This window comes from Phyllobacterium sp. 0TCS1.6A, from assembly GCF_026420825.1.
Lineage (GTDB): Bacteria > Pseudomonadota > Alphaproteobacteria > Rhizobiales > Rhizobiaceae > Phyllobacterium.
This window is the reverse complement of record NZ_JAPMAB010000002.1, coordinates 689225-706091: the sequence shown is the minus strand read 5'-3', so window position 1 is coordinate 706091 and position 16867 is coordinate 689225. Positions and strand designations below refer to the sequence as shown.

Sequence of the window (16867 nt, the reverse complement as noted above, 5' to 3'; positions counted from 1 at the left end):
GAAACCGGCCCGTTTTTCCTGCTTTGATCAGCTTTTCAGCCGCGAATTGCAGAGGCTGTAATATCCTCCGCCCTTTTGTATCCATTTCAGGCCGCCAAGCGAATTTCTCTGCTTGTTGGCATAATATTGGTCGAGGCAGGTATGCATCCGGGCCTTGCCCGGGCTTTCGGTCGAGTATTTGGTAGCAACGGCGCTCGGGAAAGCCACGCCGCGCGGAGCCCCGCTCGTGGGCGCGGGCGGATCATCCGTATAGGTGGCATTATCCACGGTTGGCGCCGAATCATCGTCATCATTGGCAGCCGTTGCGCCCGCAGAGCATTGTGCCTTGCGGAAATCATTCCACTTCAGACCGCCAAGCGTACCGGCACTCTTTGCCGCCTGGTACTTGGCGCTGCACTCCTTCATGGTCAGGCCGCCGCCCGAATTGTCATCGTCATTGTCGGCCGTGGCCGCTGTAGTCGACGCACCCGCGGCGCATTGGGCCTTGCGGAAATCGTTCCACTTCATGCCGCCAAGCGTACCTGCACTCTTTGCCGCCTGGTACTTGGCGCTGCACTCCTTCATCGTCAGGCCACCGCCCGCATCGTCATTGTCATTGGCTTGAGACTTCGCCGTCTTGGTCTTCGTCACCGGCGCAGCCGCCGTTCCCGCGGCGCATTGCGCCTTGCGGAAATCATTCCACTTCATGCCGCCCAGCGTACCCGCGCTTTTTGCTGCCTGGTACTTGGCACTGCACTCTTTCATGCTGAGGCCGCCGCCATCATCATCATTGGCGGCTGCCGTCGTTTTCGGCTTTGTAGCTGTTGCCTTGGTGCTGGCTGCAGGCGAATCGTCCGAGGCGCATTCAGCCTTGCGGAAATCGTTCCATTTCAAGTCGCCAAGCGTTCCCGCCTCCTTGGCAGCCTGGTACTTCACGCTGCATTCCTTGGCGGTCAAGGCATAGGCCGGCGCAACGGCAAAGGATGCCGAAGCCAGCACACCAGCATATAAAAGATTTCGGATCATCGACATGCTTCGCTCCCTCAAGTGGTTGAATATTCTCAACCATGCAACTGGCAGTACATTCCATTCGTCATTCCGGGTCAATGGAAATCTGCCTTCGCCAGCATCGACGCGTCCTGGCATTTCATGCCGGCGCGCCTGTTTCAGCCACTCTCGGAACCCTCGGCGGCGGCGGCGCGTTGCCCGTTCCTGGGAGGTCATCGCCATGAAAAACCCTGGCAGAAACGGTGCGATCAGCCCGGAACGTGCGATGGAATTGCGCCTGAGGATGGTGCGAGAGCAGATCGAACGGCGCGGCATCGGGTCTCCGGCGATACTGGCGGCCCTGCGCGAAGTGCCGCGCGAGGCTTTCGTGGAAAGCGGGTTCGAGGAGGAAGCCTATGAGGACGGTCCCCTGCCGATCGGCAGTGGGCAGACCATATCGCAGCCCTACATCGTCGCCCTGATGCTTGAGGCGGCGGAACTGGAACGCGGCAACTGCGTGCTGGAGATAGGTACCGGCTCCGGCTACTCCGCAGCGGTCCTGAGCCGGATCGTGCGGCAGGTCTTCACCATCGAGCGGCACGAACAACTCCTCGAAACGGCGCGGCGACGCCTTGAGGACCTTCATTACGGCAATATTTCCTACCGAACCGGTGACGGCACTCTCGGATGGCCCGAGGCGGCACCCTTCGACGCCATACTCGTCACCGCCGGTGCGCCGGAGCCTCCGGCATCGCTCGAGCGCCAGCTGGCATTTGGCGGGCGCCTCGTCATTCCCGTCGGGCCAAGCGATTTCCAGCAGCGGCTGCGGCGAATCACGCGGATAAACGAAACGGAATATGACGAGGAGGACCTTGGAGCCGTGGCTTTCGTGCCGCTGATCGGCGTGGAAGGATGGGGAGAGTGAGCCGGTAAACGCAGGATTGGTTCTACGGATTGAGAAGCTGGAGGATCAGCTGATGAATATTGCCGCCACTACTCATTTCCAGGCGATCGAAATCCCGGCTGCGCTGGCGCTGTTCCTGGGATAGTTGCGCCAGCCGCTGCGTCAGCTGCGCCCTGATCTTGCTGCACTTCGGGTCGTCCGGCACCGTCATGCCAAGGCTGACGGCTTCTATCTTTCGTACCAGGTCCTTGATCATGTCGCCATGCACGCGCTCATGCGCTTCGACTCCGGTAATGAAGCGATCCCAGCGGCGCTGCGTGTCGGGCGGGAGCTTCTGCGAAGGTTTGGGCAGCGTGTAGGTTATGATCAGCTTTGGCCTGGCAACCACGATGCTGCAGCCTGCATCCGTCGCCTGATATTTCCGCGTCCAGGTCAGCTTGAAATTGGTATGTGCTATGGCGCTCGACGTGCCGAGGAGCTTCGGACCCTTGTCGCCGATCGAAGCGTAGAGTTCTGGCGGCGTCGTGCCGGAAATGAGATAGGGATCGATCTTTTCCACCGCTTGCCAGTCGGCGCTTGCCGATTGCGACGACGCGGCGAGGATGAGGGCCATCAAGCCAGCAATTAGATATTTCACCACAGGCCATTCCGTTCCGCATTGGTCGTCGCCGGAACATGCCTGACTTGCTGCACAGGGGCAATGGCGGGAATGATGGAACGGCCACCCCGCCATGACGGAGGGGTGGCCGGGATAGTGTACTCAGTTGGTGGAAGCCAACGTCATCGATGTGCCGGTTGCCGCCAGATTGAGACCAAGCTGGCCGGTAAGGCTGATCGCCTGCAGATGGATCGATCCGGAGGTTCCGCCGAACAGGACATTGGTGCCAACGCCGGCACCAACGGTCGCCTCGGCAGTGGCGCCCCGATAGAGCCCACTGAGCGAGCCATGGTGGTAGCCCGCGGTCGGGGCGAAGACTGCCCAGATCAGGCGGCTACGCGTCGTGAAGCCAAGGTCGACACCCAGCTTCCTGATCGCACCGCTGTAATGATCCACGCGCTCGCCGCCCATGGTGGAACGGAAAACGCAATCGACCTCCTTGGCCGAACCCAGGACATAGCCCACACCACCACCGATGGCGCAATCGAGATAGCCGATCCTGACGCCATTACGCTCGTCAGGCTCCTCCCGATATACCGGCACGTCGGCAGCCTTCGCAGCCGTTCCACCGATAACGGCGAGAGACGCAGCAGCAAGCGCCATCGCAAGAGTCTTCTTCATAATTCTCTCCTTCTACAGTCGTGACCTATGCGCCGCTAACATTTCGCCGCCCCAACCACGGCAGCCCGGACTCCGTCGCGTACGACGTCACCGTGCCGAAGCCTGATTGGCAGAGGCTGTCCGAATTGCGCAGGACAGACGGGGCAGCGTTCGGTCCACTTTGGGACATTTTAAGGGCGCCGAACCCCCGTCGCACCATTTCGAAGCCAGCAGGCATGCGACATCACCATAACGCGGCGGAGCTGTTGTCGTTCCGCCACACCGGGTCTCGGCAAATTTCGCCAATCGATCGGAAATCCGACTCGATGCAAAACGTGGCCATTGCGCACAGCTCGCCACCTTCGTCGAAAGACATGCCGTCGCAGCGCGATGACCGCCGCGCTCCGGCGCCTCGTCAGAAGGTCCTGATGATCTCGGACACCCTGCCTCCGAACCTGTCGATGATTTCTTGCGCATCCGCACGCTCCTTGCGCAAGACGGCAAGTTCGTCCTCCTCCCGCGCCATCTGCTGGATATAGCGCGCCTGCAGATCGCCATTCGGCACAGCGCGGAGATTGTCCCGCGTGCGATCCTGTGCCTCCGCAAGCTGGTCGTATTCCCGCTGGATCTTCTCTAGCGCGTCCTGGGCTTGGAGCAGTTTCTGGCGCGCTTCCCCGAGTTCCTTCAGCTTCGTCCGCGTCTCGTCGTCGGCGCCGGTATTGGCCCAGCTCAGTATCATCTGCGGATCGGCATCGGCCAGTGCGAAAGTCTCGTCCCGGGTTTGCTCGAACGCGGTTTCGACTTCCTTCGTCTCACCCGCCTTCAGCGCCACCCTTATCCTCTCATGTGTCGTGGTCGGCTCATCCATATCGCCTGCCGTGAAGGTCCAGCCCGGCCGTTTCAACTGTTCGATCATCAATGTCCGGTCGGCATCGCCGGCGCCGCTGAGCTTGAAGGTGGAGACATCACGAACCTGCGTCCTGGCATGGATCATGCCGTCGTTCACCTTGATCGACAGGATGGTATGCTGCGGCTTTGCCTCGACTGCGACGCTGACTTTCTGGTCCGTGGCAAAATGCGCGGCACGTTTTTCTCCGGTCGGCACCGCCGATATCTGCGCGTCGCCGATATAGCCCGACCTATCGTCATAGACGGTGAGAATGCCGCGCGGCAGGCTGACCCCCGTATCATTGTCCAGCATCACGGCAGCTGTCGGATGTTCGCTGTCGCTCCCCACGCGGAACACCGAGACCATCTCGGCCTTCACCTCCTTGTCGATCAGCGGCACCGATATCGTATCGCCGTTCTTCACATCATAGCTGCCGGGAAGCGCGAAATTCGCGATGACCGCCTGTTCGTCGATCGCCGCCGCATCCACGCCCGCCATCTCGATGGGAGCTTCGGCCTGCGGCTCGGCCGCCGCACCGCCAAATCCAGCCACGGAGCGGCGCGAAGGTCTTGGCGCTGCAGCCATTTCCATATCCGCCATTGACCGCGGGTCTGGTCCAGCCTCGACCGGCACCTCCGTACGGTCCGCCCAATAGCGCTGATGCAGCCTCTGGCGCAGCGTCACCGGCTTGCCTGACGAAAGCGTGACCGCGACATCGCGCCAATCTTCCCCGGAGGCATTTTCGAAGACCGCCCATGCCTGGAGCCTTGCCTTCCCCTGGTCGCCGGTGATCATGCGATAGCTGGTCTTCCAGATCGGAGCGGCCACCACATAGGATATGTCCACCTGCCGGCTGCCCTGGCCGTCGAGACCGATCTCGATGGTGCGGGCGCGGTCGGCCGCGGCCCGTCCCGCGACGAGCGCAGCGTCGCTGATCCTGGCTGCCAGCGCAGTATCGACGATCTGGACAGAGACCGAACTATCGAGGGGAACCGTCGTCATGGCGCCGCTGTCGGGCAGAATGGCAAGCATGGGGATCGTCGCACCCTCCGCTGCCGGCCGCTGCTCGACGCCCAGCACCACGCCTTCGATTTCACGGGCACCGGTCAACCTGACCTTCGTTCCCTTGATCGCATCGAGCAGGCGCGGAAGAGCGCCGATATCGTCGGCGGTGAATGGCAGCGTGCGGAAAGTCTCTTCGACAGGGTTCGGCCCGGCAAGGACGATGCTCTTCACCTGTCCCTTGTCGTCCCGGACGATGAGGCTCTTGAGAATATCGTCCACCTGGTCGAGCGGCACGTCGATGCTGACCGCGTTCCTGTCATCGATATCGGCGGTGCGAACGACCTCGACCAGCCCTCCCGAAGAAATAGTGACGGATTTTACCGGGCCGTTGCCCGCCGCCATGGCGGTCGAAGCCCACAGCGGCAGAATGATAGCGGAAAGCATGCGACGCCGACGATGAACCATGATTTTCCTCCCGAAGCCTCGATCTCGAACGCATTCACGCGCATGGGGTCTAATCCCATCCGCACATGCCGATTGCCAGCGCTCCACCAGCAATCGGGCTTTTGTTCGGCGCTAGGCTCTTTCCGCCGCCCGCGCCGCAAAGGATTCGGACTCCTTGTCTTCCACGGGAAGGAAGATGCTGCACAGGAAGCTTACCCCGGCGATGAATATGAAGAGGCTCGCCAATGGTGCCCATTGCACGCCGAATTCATGCACAAGCCAGACGCCGATGACGGGGGTCAGGCCGCTGAAGATCGCACCGCTCAACGACGAACTGAGCGAAATGCCGGTATAGCGCAGATGGACGGGAAATGCCCGCGTCAGGAAAGGCGCCATGACGGCATAGTGCGCGGCCAGGAACAGCGTGGCCGTGAGGACGGCGATATAGATATTGGTGAGGTCGCCGGTGATGATCAGCATCATCATCGGCACCGCGAACAGCAAGGCCGCGCCGGACGTTATCACCAGCAGGAACCGTTCGCCGAAGCGGGTGGCGATGTAGGAGCCCGCCGGGAAGGCAATCAGTTCTATGACGCCGACCCACGAAACCAGTTCCAGCATGTCGGAGCGGCTGATGCCGAGCGAGGTCGTCGTGAAGGTCATCATGAGGGTGGTGATGAAGTAGAATCCGGCCACACCGAGCAGGCACAGACCCATGCCGAGCGCCAGGGACGTCTTGCGGGTCAGGAATATCTCCTTGGCCGGGATCACGTTCTGCACCGACCTTTCCTTCAACCGCTCCTCAAGTTCCGGGCTTTCATTGATGCCGGCGCGGATGATGAAAGCGAGGATGATCAATATTCCGCTGAGAAGGAAGGGAACCCGCCAGCCCCAACTGAGGAAATCCTCCTGCGGCAGGTCGGAGACCGTGCGGAAGGCAAGGGTTGCGAGGATAAGGCCGATGGGGCTGCCATATTGCGGCGCCGATGCGAGGAACGTGCGCCAGCGCGGCGGTGCGTGTTCCGCCGCGATCAATACTGCCCCGCCCCATTCGCCGCCGACCGCGACGCCCTGTACCAACCGGAGCGCGACGAGGAGGACGGCGGCCGAGACGCCTATGGATTGATAGCCGGGCAGAAGCCCGATCAGCACCGTCGCGGCGCCCATGAGGAGGAGCGTGATGATGAGCGATTTCTTGCGGCCGACCTTGTCGCCGAAATGGCCGAAAAGCAGCGCGCCGACGGGACGGGCCACAAAGCCGATCGCGAAGGTGCCGAGCGATGCCAATATGCCCATGATCGGGTCCTGCGAAGCAAAGAACACATCGCCGAACACCAGGGCGGCGGCGGTGCCATAGATGTAAAAATCGTACCATTCGATCATGGTGCCGACAAAGGCACCTATGGCAGCGCGCACGGGCTGCCTCTTTGCGTCGATCCGACTCATCCCCTCATCTCCTGTTCTGGCTGTCAAATCATCTGGCGGCGATTACGGTAGGCCGCGATAAACCGCGGCGCCGCCTCGGCCACCGCGCTCAACGAATAACCGCCCTCCTGCACGATCGCCGTCGGCAGGCGCACACCCCCCCAGATGGCGCCGATTTCCGCATAGGCTCCGGTGGTCACGGCAAGCTTCGACAGCGGATCCTGATGATGTGCATCCCAGCCGGCAGAAATGACCAGCGCCTGGGCACCATGCGCGGCCACGGCGGCGGCGAGCTTGCGGTTCGCCTCGATGAAGGCCTCGTCGCCACTCCCCTCCGCCAGTGGCAGATTGAGGTTCGCGCCCTCTCCCTTGCCAGCGCCCGTCTCATCCGCATAGCCGCTGAAATGCGGGTAATAATTGGAAGGGTCGGTGTGGGTGGAGCCGAAAAACACGTCGTCGCGAGTATAGAAGATCGCCTGCGTGCCATCGCCATGATGCGTATCGAAATCGATGATGGCGACACGGTCATATTTGCCGCGCAACTGCTGCGCGACGATAGCCGCATTGTTGAAGTAGCAGAAGCCCGCGGCCCGGTCCGCATAGGCATGATGGCCAGGCGGACGGCACAGCGCAAACACGTCGCTCGCGCCGTTCAGCAATTCGTTGCCGGCGGCGATGGCCGTCTGGGCCGAGGCATAAGCGGCATCGTAGGTCTGCTCCATCATGGCGCAGGACAGGCCATTGATGTACCAGCCCGCCTGGCCGAGTATGCCGCTCGGTCTTGGCAGCGGGCGGGGACCGTAGTCGGGCGCAGCGCCCTGATAGGCGCTTACATTCGGCAGCACCTCCGGCCCGTGATTGGGAAGTTCCATGAAGCGTTCATAGGCGGTGCTCAGGAACGACACATAATGTTCCGGGTGCACCGCATGGATGGCGGCAAGGCCCGCATCCGCCGGTTTTTCCTGCTCGAGCCCGAGTGCAGCGAGCGCCTTGATCAGCGTTTCGGCCCGCGTCGGATTTTCCAGCGGATCGGTAATCACACCATTGATCATGTATTGCGTCGGGCGGTGCGCCATCTGCCGGCTATCGAAAAACAGTTTCATGGATTTGCTTCTTATGGTTTGCGGAGAATCGCGTTGAAGCCTATTCACTCAGTCCGGCAATGCAAGTCGGCGTTGCGAAAAGATGAATCCGCACGCAAGTCCTCGAACTGAAACTACAGGCGAAATGAGCGAAGCTACGAATACCCCCGACGTTTTGTACTGGCGGCAGAACCTCGTCGTCTGCCTGCTCGGCTCCTTCACAACCATCGTGGCCATGACCCTGATCCTGCCATTCCTGCCGCTCTACATCGAGCAATTGGGCGAAACGGAGCATGCGCTTGTCGTCCAGTGGTCCGGCGTTGCCTACGGCGCCACATTCTTCACCGCCGCTCTCGTCGCACCGCTCTGGGGCAAGCTTGCCGATCTTTATGGCCGCAAGCTCATGCTGATACGCGCCAGCCTTGGCATGGCCATTGCGATGTCGCTGATGGGAATGGCGACAGAAGTCTGGCATCTGATCGCGCTGCGCCTGTTGACGGGACTGCTTGGCGGCTACGCCTCCGGTTCCACCGTGCTCGTCGCCACCCAGACGCCAAGGGAGCGCACCGGCTGGGCCCTTGGCACGCTGGCGTCCGGGATCATGGCCGGCAATCTCGTCGGTCCGCTCATCGGAGGCGCGCTGCCGCCGCTGATCGGGATACGACAGACGTTCTGGCTCGCCGGCGGCGTGATCTTCATTACTTTCCTCGCCACGATGTCGTTCATCCGAGAGGAACGCCGGCCCGCCGCGCAGCGCCATGCGGAAAGTGGCGGCTGGTCCGCAATCGAAGACAAGCGACCCGTCATCCTCATGCTGCTGGCCGGAATGCTGCTCATGCTGGCGAATATGTCCATCGAGCCGATAATCACGGTCTATGTGGCTCAACTCGTTGCCGACCCGGCACAAGTCACCATGGTCGCCGGCATCGTCATGTCTGCCGCGGCGCTCGGCAGCATCCTCTCGGCGTCCCGCCTCGGCAAGCTTGCGGATACGATCGGCCATTGGAACGTGATCGTGGCCGCGCTGGCCGTTTCGGCGCTGCTGCTCATACCCCAGGCTTTCGTCACCGAGGGCTGGCAACTGGTGCTGCTGCGTTTCCTGATGGGACTTTCGCTCGGCGGCCTGCTTCCCTGCATCACCAGCGTCATAAGGCACAATGTGCCCGACCGGGTGGCAGGCAACATATTGGGCTACGCGACTTCATCGCAATATGCCGGCCAGGTCGTCGGCCCTCTGGCCGGCGGCTTCATCGGCGGCCATATCGGCATGCAGGCGGTGTTTCTCGGCACGTCTGCAATTCTGGGGCTCTCGGCGATTTATGGCTGGCTGGCGCGACCCCGCGGCCAGTAATAGGCTTCAGCGACGGTTCGATGCGGCCTGCAACAGCGCTGCGCCATCCAGCCGATAGAACAGCTTTTCCGGCTTGGCCGATCCGCCGAGCGTGTCGTAGAAGTTTCGAAGCCTCTCATCATCGCGGTCGGCGGTCCAGTCCACGCGGCTATGGCCGCGTTCGACCGCCAGGGCAGCCATTGCGGTCATCAAGGCGGTGCCGACGCCCCGACCCCGGTGCTCTCTTCCGACGTAAAGCTCCTTGAGAAAAAGTCCCGATTGCAGTGCAGGACCGGGAAAATGCGAGGAGAATGCAGCGAATCCCAACAATTCCGGACCTTCCGCAATCAGAATTTCCGACCCGTTCGGCGCAGTTTTCAGGCGCTCCAGCAGTATCTCGCGAGGCGGGCAGGCCGCATTGTAATGGGCCTGCATTTCTTCCATCATCGAAGCGAGCGCCGGGTGATCCGAAGCCGCGGCCAGTTTCGTCCTTATCAATTCCCGAACCTCCATAGGCGGAGAAGACGGTTGGCGCCGTCTTCTCCTGCAGGCATCACTCGCCCTTGTTGATGGTGATCGGCGACAGCTTGTTCGCCTTCAAGCCATATTTGTCCAGGAGTTGATCGTAGGTGTCGTTCGCCTGCAGCTTGTCGAGTGCAGATTTTACTGCATCGCGCAGTTCGGTCTCCGTCTTCAGCACCGGAATCCCTGCAAGCGACTGGCTGAAGGCGGTGCCAATGGCGACATAGGTATCGGGTTCGAGCTTCTGATTGTAGGGCAGCGTTTCATTGCCCTGCGCCGCAGCCTGAAGGCGGCCGCTCTTGATCTGGGTGCGGGCGTCGGCGGAACCTTCCGTTCCTATGACATTGATGGCGGCCTTGCCTTTAGCGACGCAGTTTGTCTCGCTCCAGGCCGTGATCTGCGCCGGCCAATCGGTAGACCGGCTGGCGCCTACGGACTTGCCGCAGAGGTCATCCACCGTCTTGATCTCCTCCGACAGGGCCTTCGACGTATAGAACTGCGCACCGGACATCATGTAATCGACGAAGTCGGCCGTCTCCTGACGCGCCTTCTTGTCGCTCATGCCTGCCATGGCGAGATCGACCCGCCCGGTCTGCAGCGAAGGCAGCATCTGGGCGAATGCAATTTCCTGCCACTCCACCTTGACGCCCAGCTCCTTGGCGATGGCCTCGCCAAGATCGATGTCGAAGCCCTGGAGCTCGTTGGTGGCCGGATCCTTGAAGGTGATCGGCGGGTAATTCGGCATGGTCGCGATGACGATCTTTCCGGCATCCTTGATGCGCGCAGGCAGTTCCTGGGCAAAGGCGGGCAGGCTGAAAAGGGTGGCAGCGCCGATGGCGGCGATCGTGGCAAGGCGGGTCATGTGAGTTCCTCTCTTCTTGTTGCGCGGTCAGCTCAAGACTGCCGCTATGAAATCCTGGGTGCGCTTTTCGGTCGGATGGCTCAGCAATTGTTGCGGCGGGCCGCTTTCGACGATGCGCCCCTGATCCATGAAGACGACGCGGTGGGCCACTTCCCGGGCAAAGCCGAGTTCGTGCGTGACGACCACCATGGTCATGCCGCTCCTGGCGAGATCACGCATCACATTCAGCACGTCGCTCACGAGTTCCGGATCCAGCGCAGACGTCGGTTCATCGAAGAGCATCAGCTTGGGCTTCATCGCAAGCGCGCGGGCAATGGCGATCCGCTGTTGCTGCCCTCCGGACAATTCGCTTGGATAGGCATCGCGCTTGTCACGCAGCCCGACCTGGTCCAGCAGGGCGAGCGCCTCCGGTACGACCGCGCTCTTGGGACGCTTCTGTACGACCACCGGACCTTCGATGATATTTTCCAGGACGGTCATGTGGGCAAAAAGATTGAAACGCTGGAATACCATGCCGCTGGCGAGACGCTGCCGCGCAATCTGCGGCTCGGTCAGCTCGTAAAGGCGATTGCCCTCCTGGCGGAAGCCGACAAGCTCATCCTCTATCCAGATCGCTCCAGCATCGATCCGCTCCAGCTGATTGATGCAGCGCAGAAGCGTACTCTTGCCCGAACCGGACGGGCCGATGATGCAAAGGACCTCGCCCTGCTCGATTTCCAGCGAAACCTTGCTCAGGGCCTGGAAGTTGCCGAAATGCTTGTCGATATCGGCGATGACCACCATTGCACACATGTTACGCGCCCTCCGCAGCAGCCGCTTGCACGCGCTTGGCACCGCGGCGCCCCTCGCTGCGCGAGTAATATTTTTCGAGCAGGTGCTGTCCGATCGACAGAACGGTGACAACGACGAGATACCAGATAGCCGAGACGATGAGCAGTTCCATGACCCGGTTATTGGCATAGTAGACCGCCTGCGCATTGCGCAATATTTCGGAATACTGGATCACGCTTGCGACCGATGTCAGCTTCACCATGCTGATGACTTCATTGCCGACGGGCGGGATGATAACGCGCATCGCCTGGGGCAATATGATACGGCGCAGCATTGTCAGGCGTGTCATGCCTATCACCTTGGCCGCTTCGATCTGCCCGTTATCGACCGACAGGATGCCGCCGCGCACGACTTCGGCGGTATAGGCGCCCTGGTTGATGCCGAGGCCCAGCAGCGTGGCCATGAACGGCGTCATGAAATCCACTGTGCGCATCTCGAACAGCCCCGGTATGCCGAGCGTCGGAAAGATCAGCGCCAGGTTGAACCAGAGCAGCAATTGCAGCAGCAGCGGGGTTCCGCGAAAGAACCAGATATAGAAGACCGCCACATATTTCAGCACCGGGTTCGGCGACATGATCATGATGGCAAAGATGACACCCAGCACCAATCCGAGTGCCATGGCGCAGATCGTCATCATGATTGTGTTCCACAGGCCGGAAATGATCGCAGGCGCAGTAAAGAACTGCCCGACGACGGGCCAGGCGATCTGGCCTTGCGCGAAGGCTTTCACGATCATGGCGAGGGCAATCACTATCAGCGTGGCGGCCAGCCAGCGGCCATAATGGCGACGCGGCTGGTGCGTCAGATGCGCGATCGAATATTTGCCGGCTGCCACGCCGGCACCGCTCTCAGGTTTCACCATTTCGCCACCTCTTCGAAGCTTGGCCCCGAGTAATCATGCAGCCATTGGCGCTGATCGTTCAAGAGGCTGGCGAGACGCGCGATCTGTTCCGATACGCGTTGCGGCGCCGTGCCGCCATAGCCACTGCGCGCTGCAATGGCGGCGCGAGCCGAGAGACAATCCATGATCGGCGGCAACAGGCGCGGGTCGACGGCGGCAAGATCGGCCTCCGTCAGATCTTCAAGTCCGAGCGAACGATCCTCGCAATAGCGCACCAATGCGCCCGTAATCTCATGCGCTTCGGAGAAGGGCACGCCGCTGCGCGCCAGCCAGTCCGCCACCTCGGTGGCGAGGGTAAAGCCTTCGAGCGACTGCTGCGCCATTCTCTCGGTGTTCACCCGCATGGTCCGCACGAGCCCGGCCATCGCCGGGACCATCAGCTTCAAAGCATCGACCGTATCGAACGCGGCATGCTTGTCTTCGGCAAGGTCGCGATTATAGGCAAAGGGCAGCCCTTTCAGCGCCACGAGCATCGTCGAGAGGCTGCCGATCAATCGGGCGGACCTGCCCCGGGTCAGTTCCGCAATGTCGCAGTTCTTCTTCTGCGGCATGATGGAGGAGCCGGTGGCATAGGCATCGTCCATCTCGATCCAGCGGAACTGGCGGGACGACCAGAGGAACAGCTCTTCGGCCAGGCGCGACAGATGCACGCCGAACATCGCCGTGACGAAAAGGAACTCCGCCACATGATCGCGGCTGCCCACGGCATCGATGGAGTTTTCGCAGGGTGCATCATAGCCGAGCTCGGCAGCCGAGAGTTCGGCCTGCAAGGCTATGGCCGATCCGGCGAGCGCAGCCGCGCCAAGCGGAGAACGTGCCGCACGGCGGTCCCAATCCTGCAGCCGATCGAAGTCGCGCGCAAATGTCTGCGCATGAGCCAGAAGCTGATGGGCGAAGCTCACGGGCTGCGCCGGCTGCAGATGTGTAAAGCCAGCGGTCACGGTTTCGACGTGGCGCGAAGCCTGTTCCAGCAGCGCGGACTGCAGCGCCAGCATATCCGAGCCGATCGATCGCGCGACATCACGCAGATAAAGCTTCAGATCATTGGCGGCCTGGTCATTCCGCGAACGCCCGGCGCGCAGCTTGCCGCCAAGGACCCCGGTTCGCTCGCCGAGAACACGCTCGAGAAAAGTATGGATATCCTCGTCCGCCGGCGAAGGTACGATGCGGCCGTCCCGATAATCTTCGCCAATCTGGCGGAGCGCCGCGCAGGCTTCTTCCGCTTCGGCTTCCGTCAGGATGCCTGCCCGCACCAGTTCGCGCGCATGGGCCATCGATGATGCGAGGTCATAGGGGACAAGCCGGAAATAGCTGCTTTCAGAGCGCGAGAATGCAACGAGTTCAGGCGCGGGGCTCGCCCTGAATCGGGCGCCCCACAATCGGGCTGAAGGTTCATTGGCCATGGCATGTTCCCATTTTTATTTCCCGGCAGCTTATTTGCGCGTTTTTTTCGCGACAAACGAAATGAATTCCCATATCCATTCCAAAAAGGAATACCCGCTCCCCGATAGGCCCAATGGTTTCGAACCGCACATATCCTTCGACGCGCGCGCTGCAGGTCATCGTCATGATCGCCGAGCAGGGTAGCACGACGGCCAGCGCCAAGGCTCTCAACATGACCCAGAGCGCGGTCAGCAAGCAGTTGCTGGCGCTCGAGGACATGGCGGGGGCGGCCCTCTTCCGCCGCACCCCCTACGGACTCTCGCCCACGGAAGCCGGCCGCATCTACATATCGGAGGCACGCACCGCCCTCGGCGCGCTGGAGAATGCCACATTGCGCATCGCCGCCCTTGGCAGCTCTCCCAACGCCATCAAGCTTCATATCCTGCCGATCATGGGCGATCGCTGGGTCATCCCGCGTTTTGCGAGTTTCGCCGAAGCCCACCCCGAGATCGAGGTGGAGCTGTCGACCTTCGCCAATAGCGATCTGATCAATCAGGCAGATGCCGCCTTCCGGTTCGGCGAGGGCGATTGGGAAGGGCAGGTCCAGCACTATCTCTTTGGGCGGCAGGTAGCGCTGGTGGGTGCTCCCGGCTTCATCGCCCGGCTCGGCGGCATCGTCCGTCCGGCAGATATCGCCAATTTTCCCCTGCTCGATCACCGGCACACGCCGCTGCGATGGAGCGAATTTGCCGAGGCGCACGCCCTGTCCAGCTTCGAGCCGGGACGGATCACGCATTTCGGCTATTACGCGCTCGTCATCCGCGCCGCCATTGCCGGGCAAGGGCTGGCGCTCGTGCCGCGGGGCCTGATTGCCGATGAGATCGCCGCGGGAAAACTGGTCAATCCGGGAAATTTCGGCTTTGTAAGCAAGCATGCCTATTGGCTGACCTACCCGCAGGAACGCCCTCAGCGCCCGGCCATGCTGCTCTTCCGCGACTGGCTGCTGGCCCAGGTGGAATCCATGCCGCCGGAACTGCGCTAGTCATGGCTGCCACCGGCGCTCGATACCCCACCATCGACACAAAAATATCATTCCCTTGTCACGGAACTGCGGTAACTATTTGTGCATTCCAGATTCGCGGCTGCCACGCCTGCAAATCATCGATATGGAGGAAGTGATGAACGACAAGCGTTTTCCCATTCCAGTGACGGTGACCCTTGGTGCTGCCGGTCAAAGAGCTGTTTCCAGCGTCTGGGAAGCGATCGAATGCCTGCGAAGCTATTGGCCCACGAAAAAGGGCCCGAATTATCGCCGTGCCCTGCAAGCCTGCCTCGACGCACTCGACGGATGGAAGCCAGCCCACAAGGCGCGGCATGCGTTCATAACCGCGGCGCGCGAGGCTGGTATTTTTCTCGACACCCGGTTGCGGCAATAGCCGCACTGACCAAGCGCCTACCCGTACCGGGCGGCTTACCGCCGGATCGTTGGCGGCTGTCGGGAGATCGACGCCCGAGCGCGCGGGCGCCTCTCGCTGCGTTCATCGGCGAAGATGGCCGGTGGCAATGGTTCCCGCCCCCTGATGATATCAGCGCCTTTTTCTCCCATCATGATCGTCGGCGCATTGGTGTTGCATGAAGGAACACGCGGCATCACCGAACTGTCGCATACGCGCAGCCCTTCCAATCCGCGGACTCTCAGTTCGAGATCGACATCTTGCGGTCGTGCGGATCACTCCAGTAATTCGGATCGATCAGGGGCGCGTCTAACGGGTTCGACGATCTCAGCCGGACCGTGCCGCGCGAACGGGGATGTAGATAGGCCGAATTGAGTATGACGCCGGATGCGGACGGGGTTTTCCGGCGGCGGCTGTCGCACCGCCGATACCGGAACCGATGATGACGATATCAGCGGTCTTGCTTGCCCGCATGTCCGTACGCTCGACCCTTCAGGCGCCGATGCGCAGCTGCGACTTCGGATCGAAGAACACGGCCTTGTTCAGGTTGAATGCCAAACGCGCCGTTTGCCCCGCCAGAATCTGCGCATCGGCACGCAGCCGGGCTACGACCTCCTTGCCGCCGAGTTTCGTTACCGCGAATGTGTCGGAGCCCGCCGGTTCCACGACCTCGATGAGACACTCGCCTTCGGCCAGCAGGCCGGCACGATCCGCACCGTCCGGATCGGTCAGTGCTTCCGGGCGGATACCGAATATGACATCCTTGCCGACGTAATCGGCGAGGAGATTGCCGGTCGAACCGATGGGCAGGCGCAGCGGCTCGGCGTCGGGCCGCTCGAGCCTTACATGCAGATCGCCACCGCCATTCTCTATCCTGGCTTCGAGCAGGTTCATCGCGGGCGAGCCCATGAAATCGGCAACGAAGAGATTGTTGGGGCTGTTGTAGATTTCGGCCGGTGTACCGAATTGCTGCAAGACGCCATCCTTGAGAACGGCGATCTTGGTGGCGAGCGTCATGGCTTCGATCTGATCGTGCGTGACATAGACGATCGTCGTCTTCATACGCTGATGCAGCCGCTTGATCTCGGTCCGCATATCCACGCGCAGCTTCGCATCGAGGTTCGACAGGGGTTCGTCAAAGAGAAACACCTGAGGATTGCGCACCAGCGCGCGCCCCATTGCCACGCGCTGGCGCTGACCGCCGGAAAGCTGGCTCGGCTTGCGGTCGAGCAGGTGGCCGATCTGCAGCATGTCCGCGACCTGTTTGATGGCCTTTTCGCGCTGCGGCTTCGGTATGCCGCGGATTTCCATGCCGAAGGCGATATTTCCCGCCACGGTCATGTTCGGATAAAGCGCGTAGGACTGGAACACCATTGCGATATCGCGCTTGGACGGATGCAGTCCGCTGATCGAGTTTCCCTTGATGGAAATATCACCGGACGTGATCGGCTCGAGTCCGGCTATCGTATTCAGCAAGGTGGATTTGCCACAGCCGGAAGGACCGACGAGAACGAGGAAGCCGCCCTCGTCGATCTCGAGATTTATATCCTTCAGGATGGCTACATTGCCGTAGGACTTGTGCAGATTGCTGATTTTGAGAAATGACATTTG

At 61.4% G+C, this 16867-nt stretch carries 15 protein-coding genes and 2 pseudogenes; 4 read left to right on the top strand and 13 right to left on the bottom strand.

All coding sequences use genetic code 11. The features are described from left to right. Nucleotides 1-27: 27 nt before the first annotated feature. Nucleotides 28-1011: a hypothetical protein gene (locus OSJ75_RS07550; protein ID WP_323748351.1), complete on the bottom strand. Its 984-nt coding sequence runs from the start codon at nt 1009-1011 to the stop codon at nt 28-30. Between the two features lie 241 nt (nt 1012-1252). Between OSJ75_RS07550 and OSJ75_RS07545 the strand changes: the two are divergent. After that, a pseudogene (locus OSJ75_RS07545) lies at nt 1253-1888 on the top strand (protein-L-isoaspartate(D-aspartate) O-methyltransferase); the annotation flags it as partial. Between the two features lie 25 nt (nt 1889-1913). On the opposite strand, the gene OSJ75_RS07540 reads toward OSJ75_RS07545, so the two are convergent. The 5 genes from OSJ75_RS07540 to OSJ75_RS07520 form a co-directional block, all read right to left on the bottom strand. Then, entirely contained in the window at nt 1914-2483 is a 570-nt protein-coding gene (locus OSJ75_RS07540) for a DUF922 domain-containing Zn-dependent protease (protein ID WP_267227510.1), read from the bottom strand. A gap of 147 nt (nt 2484-2630) precedes the next feature. Then, nucleotides 2631-3149, bottom strand: a complete 519-nt coding sequence (locus OSJ75_RS07535) for a DUF992 domain-containing protein (RefSeq protein ID WP_250019000.1) — start codon at nt 3147-3149, stop codon at nt 2631-2633. Nucleotides 3150-3543: 394 nt separating this feature from the next. Further along, nucleotides 3544-5487, bottom strand: a complete 1944-nt coding sequence (locus OSJ75_RS07530) for a DUF4139 domain-containing protein (RefSeq protein ID WP_267227410.1) — start codon at nt 5485-5487, stop codon at nt 3544-3546. A gap of 111 nt (nt 5488-5598) precedes the next feature. Further along, nucleotides 5599-6912, bottom strand: coding sequence for an MFS transporter (locus tag OSJ75_RS07525; RefSeq protein ID WP_267227409.1), 1314 nt, complete (start codon nt 6910-6912; stop codon nt 5599-5601). 23 nt (nt 6913-6935) lie between these two features. Then, nucleotides 6936-7994: a histone deacetylase family protein gene (locus OSJ75_RS07520; RefSeq protein ID WP_267227408.1), complete on the bottom strand. Its 1059-nt coding sequence runs from the start codon at nt 7992-7994 to the stop codon at nt 6936-6938. Between the two features lie 124 nt (nt 7995-8118). Here OSJ75_RS07520 and OSJ75_RS07515 point away from each other — a divergent pair, with 124 nt between their 5' ends. Then, the gene (locus OSJ75_RS07515; protein ID WP_267227406.1) at nt 8119-9324 is read left to right on the top strand and encodes an MFS transporter; all 1206 of its coding nucleotides are present in this window, start codon (nt 8119-8121) and stop codon (nt 9322-9324) included. A 6-nt stretch (nt 9325-9330) separates the two neighbouring features. Here OSJ75_RS07515 and OSJ75_RS07510 read toward each other — a convergent pair whose 3' ends face one another. From OSJ75_RS07510 to argH, 5 genes are all read right to left on the bottom strand, one after another. Then, the gene (locus OSJ75_RS07510) at nt 9331-9750 is read right to left on the bottom strand and encodes a GNAT family N-acetyltransferase (RefSeq protein WP_371929559.1); all 420 of its coding nucleotides are present in this window, start codon (nt 9748-9750) and stop codon (nt 9331-9333) included. A 106-nt stretch (nt 9751-9856) separates the two neighbouring features. Continuing rightward, on the bottom strand, nt 9857-10687 hold the full coding sequence (locus OSJ75_RS07505; RefSeq protein WP_267227405.1) for an ABC transporter substrate-binding protein: 831 nt from the start codon (nt 10685-10687) through the stop codon (nt 9857-9859). A gap of 27 nt (nt 10688-10714) precedes the next feature. After that, the gene (locus OSJ75_RS07500; RefSeq protein WP_305884368.1) at nt 10715-11479 is read right to left on the bottom strand and encodes an amino acid ABC transporter ATP-binding protein; all 765 of its coding nucleotides are present in this window, start codon (nt 11477-11479) and stop codon (nt 10715-10717) included. Nucleotide 11480: 1 nt separating this feature from the next. Next, nucleotides 11481-12380 carry an amino acid ABC transporter permease gene (locus OSJ75_RS07495; protein ID WP_267227404.1) on the bottom strand — a complete coding sequence of 300 codons (900 nt, stop codon included), beginning with the start codon at nt 12378-12380 and terminating at the stop codon, nt 11481-11483. Then, the gene (gene argH, locus OSJ75_RS07490; protein ID WP_267227403.1) at nt 12374-13822 is read right to left on the bottom strand and encodes an argininosuccinate lyase; all 1449 of its coding nucleotides are present in this window, start codon (nt 13820-13822) and stop codon (nt 12374-12376) included. The genes OSJ75_RS07495 and argH overlap by 7 nt, the downstream gene beginning before the upstream one ends. A gap of 113 nt (nt 13823-13935) precedes the next feature. Between argH and OSJ75_RS07485 the strand changes: the two genes are divergently transcribed. Together OSJ75_RS07485 and OSJ75_RS07480 are read left to right on the top strand one after the other, a co-directional pair. After that, nucleotides 13936-14844, top strand: coding sequence for a LysR substrate-binding domain-containing protein (locus OSJ75_RS07485; RefSeq protein WP_267227402.1), 909 nt, complete (start codon nt 13936-13938; stop codon nt 14842-14844). 136 nt (nt 14845-14980) lie between these two features. Continuing rightward, entirely contained in the window at nt 14981-15238 is a 258-nt protein-coding gene (locus OSJ75_RS07480) for a DUF982 domain-containing protein (protein WP_250019010.1), read from the top strand. A gap of 35 nt (nt 15239-15273) precedes the next feature. Here the strand turns inward: OSJ75_RS07480 and OSJ75_RS07475 are convergent. Together OSJ75_RS07475 and OSJ75_RS07470 are read right to left on the bottom strand one after the other, a co-directional pair. Next, nucleotides 15274-15644: pseudogene (locus OSJ75_RS07475) on the bottom strand (GMC oxidoreductase); the annotation flags it as partial. A 104-nt stretch (nt 15645-15748) separates the two neighbouring features. Continuing rightward, nucleotides 15749-16864: an ABC transporter ATP-binding protein gene (locus tag OSJ75_RS07470; protein WP_250019011.1), complete on the bottom strand. Its 1116-nt coding sequence runs from the start codon at nt 16862-16864 to the stop codon at nt 15749-15751. Nucleotides 16865-16867: the final 3 nt, after the last annotated feature.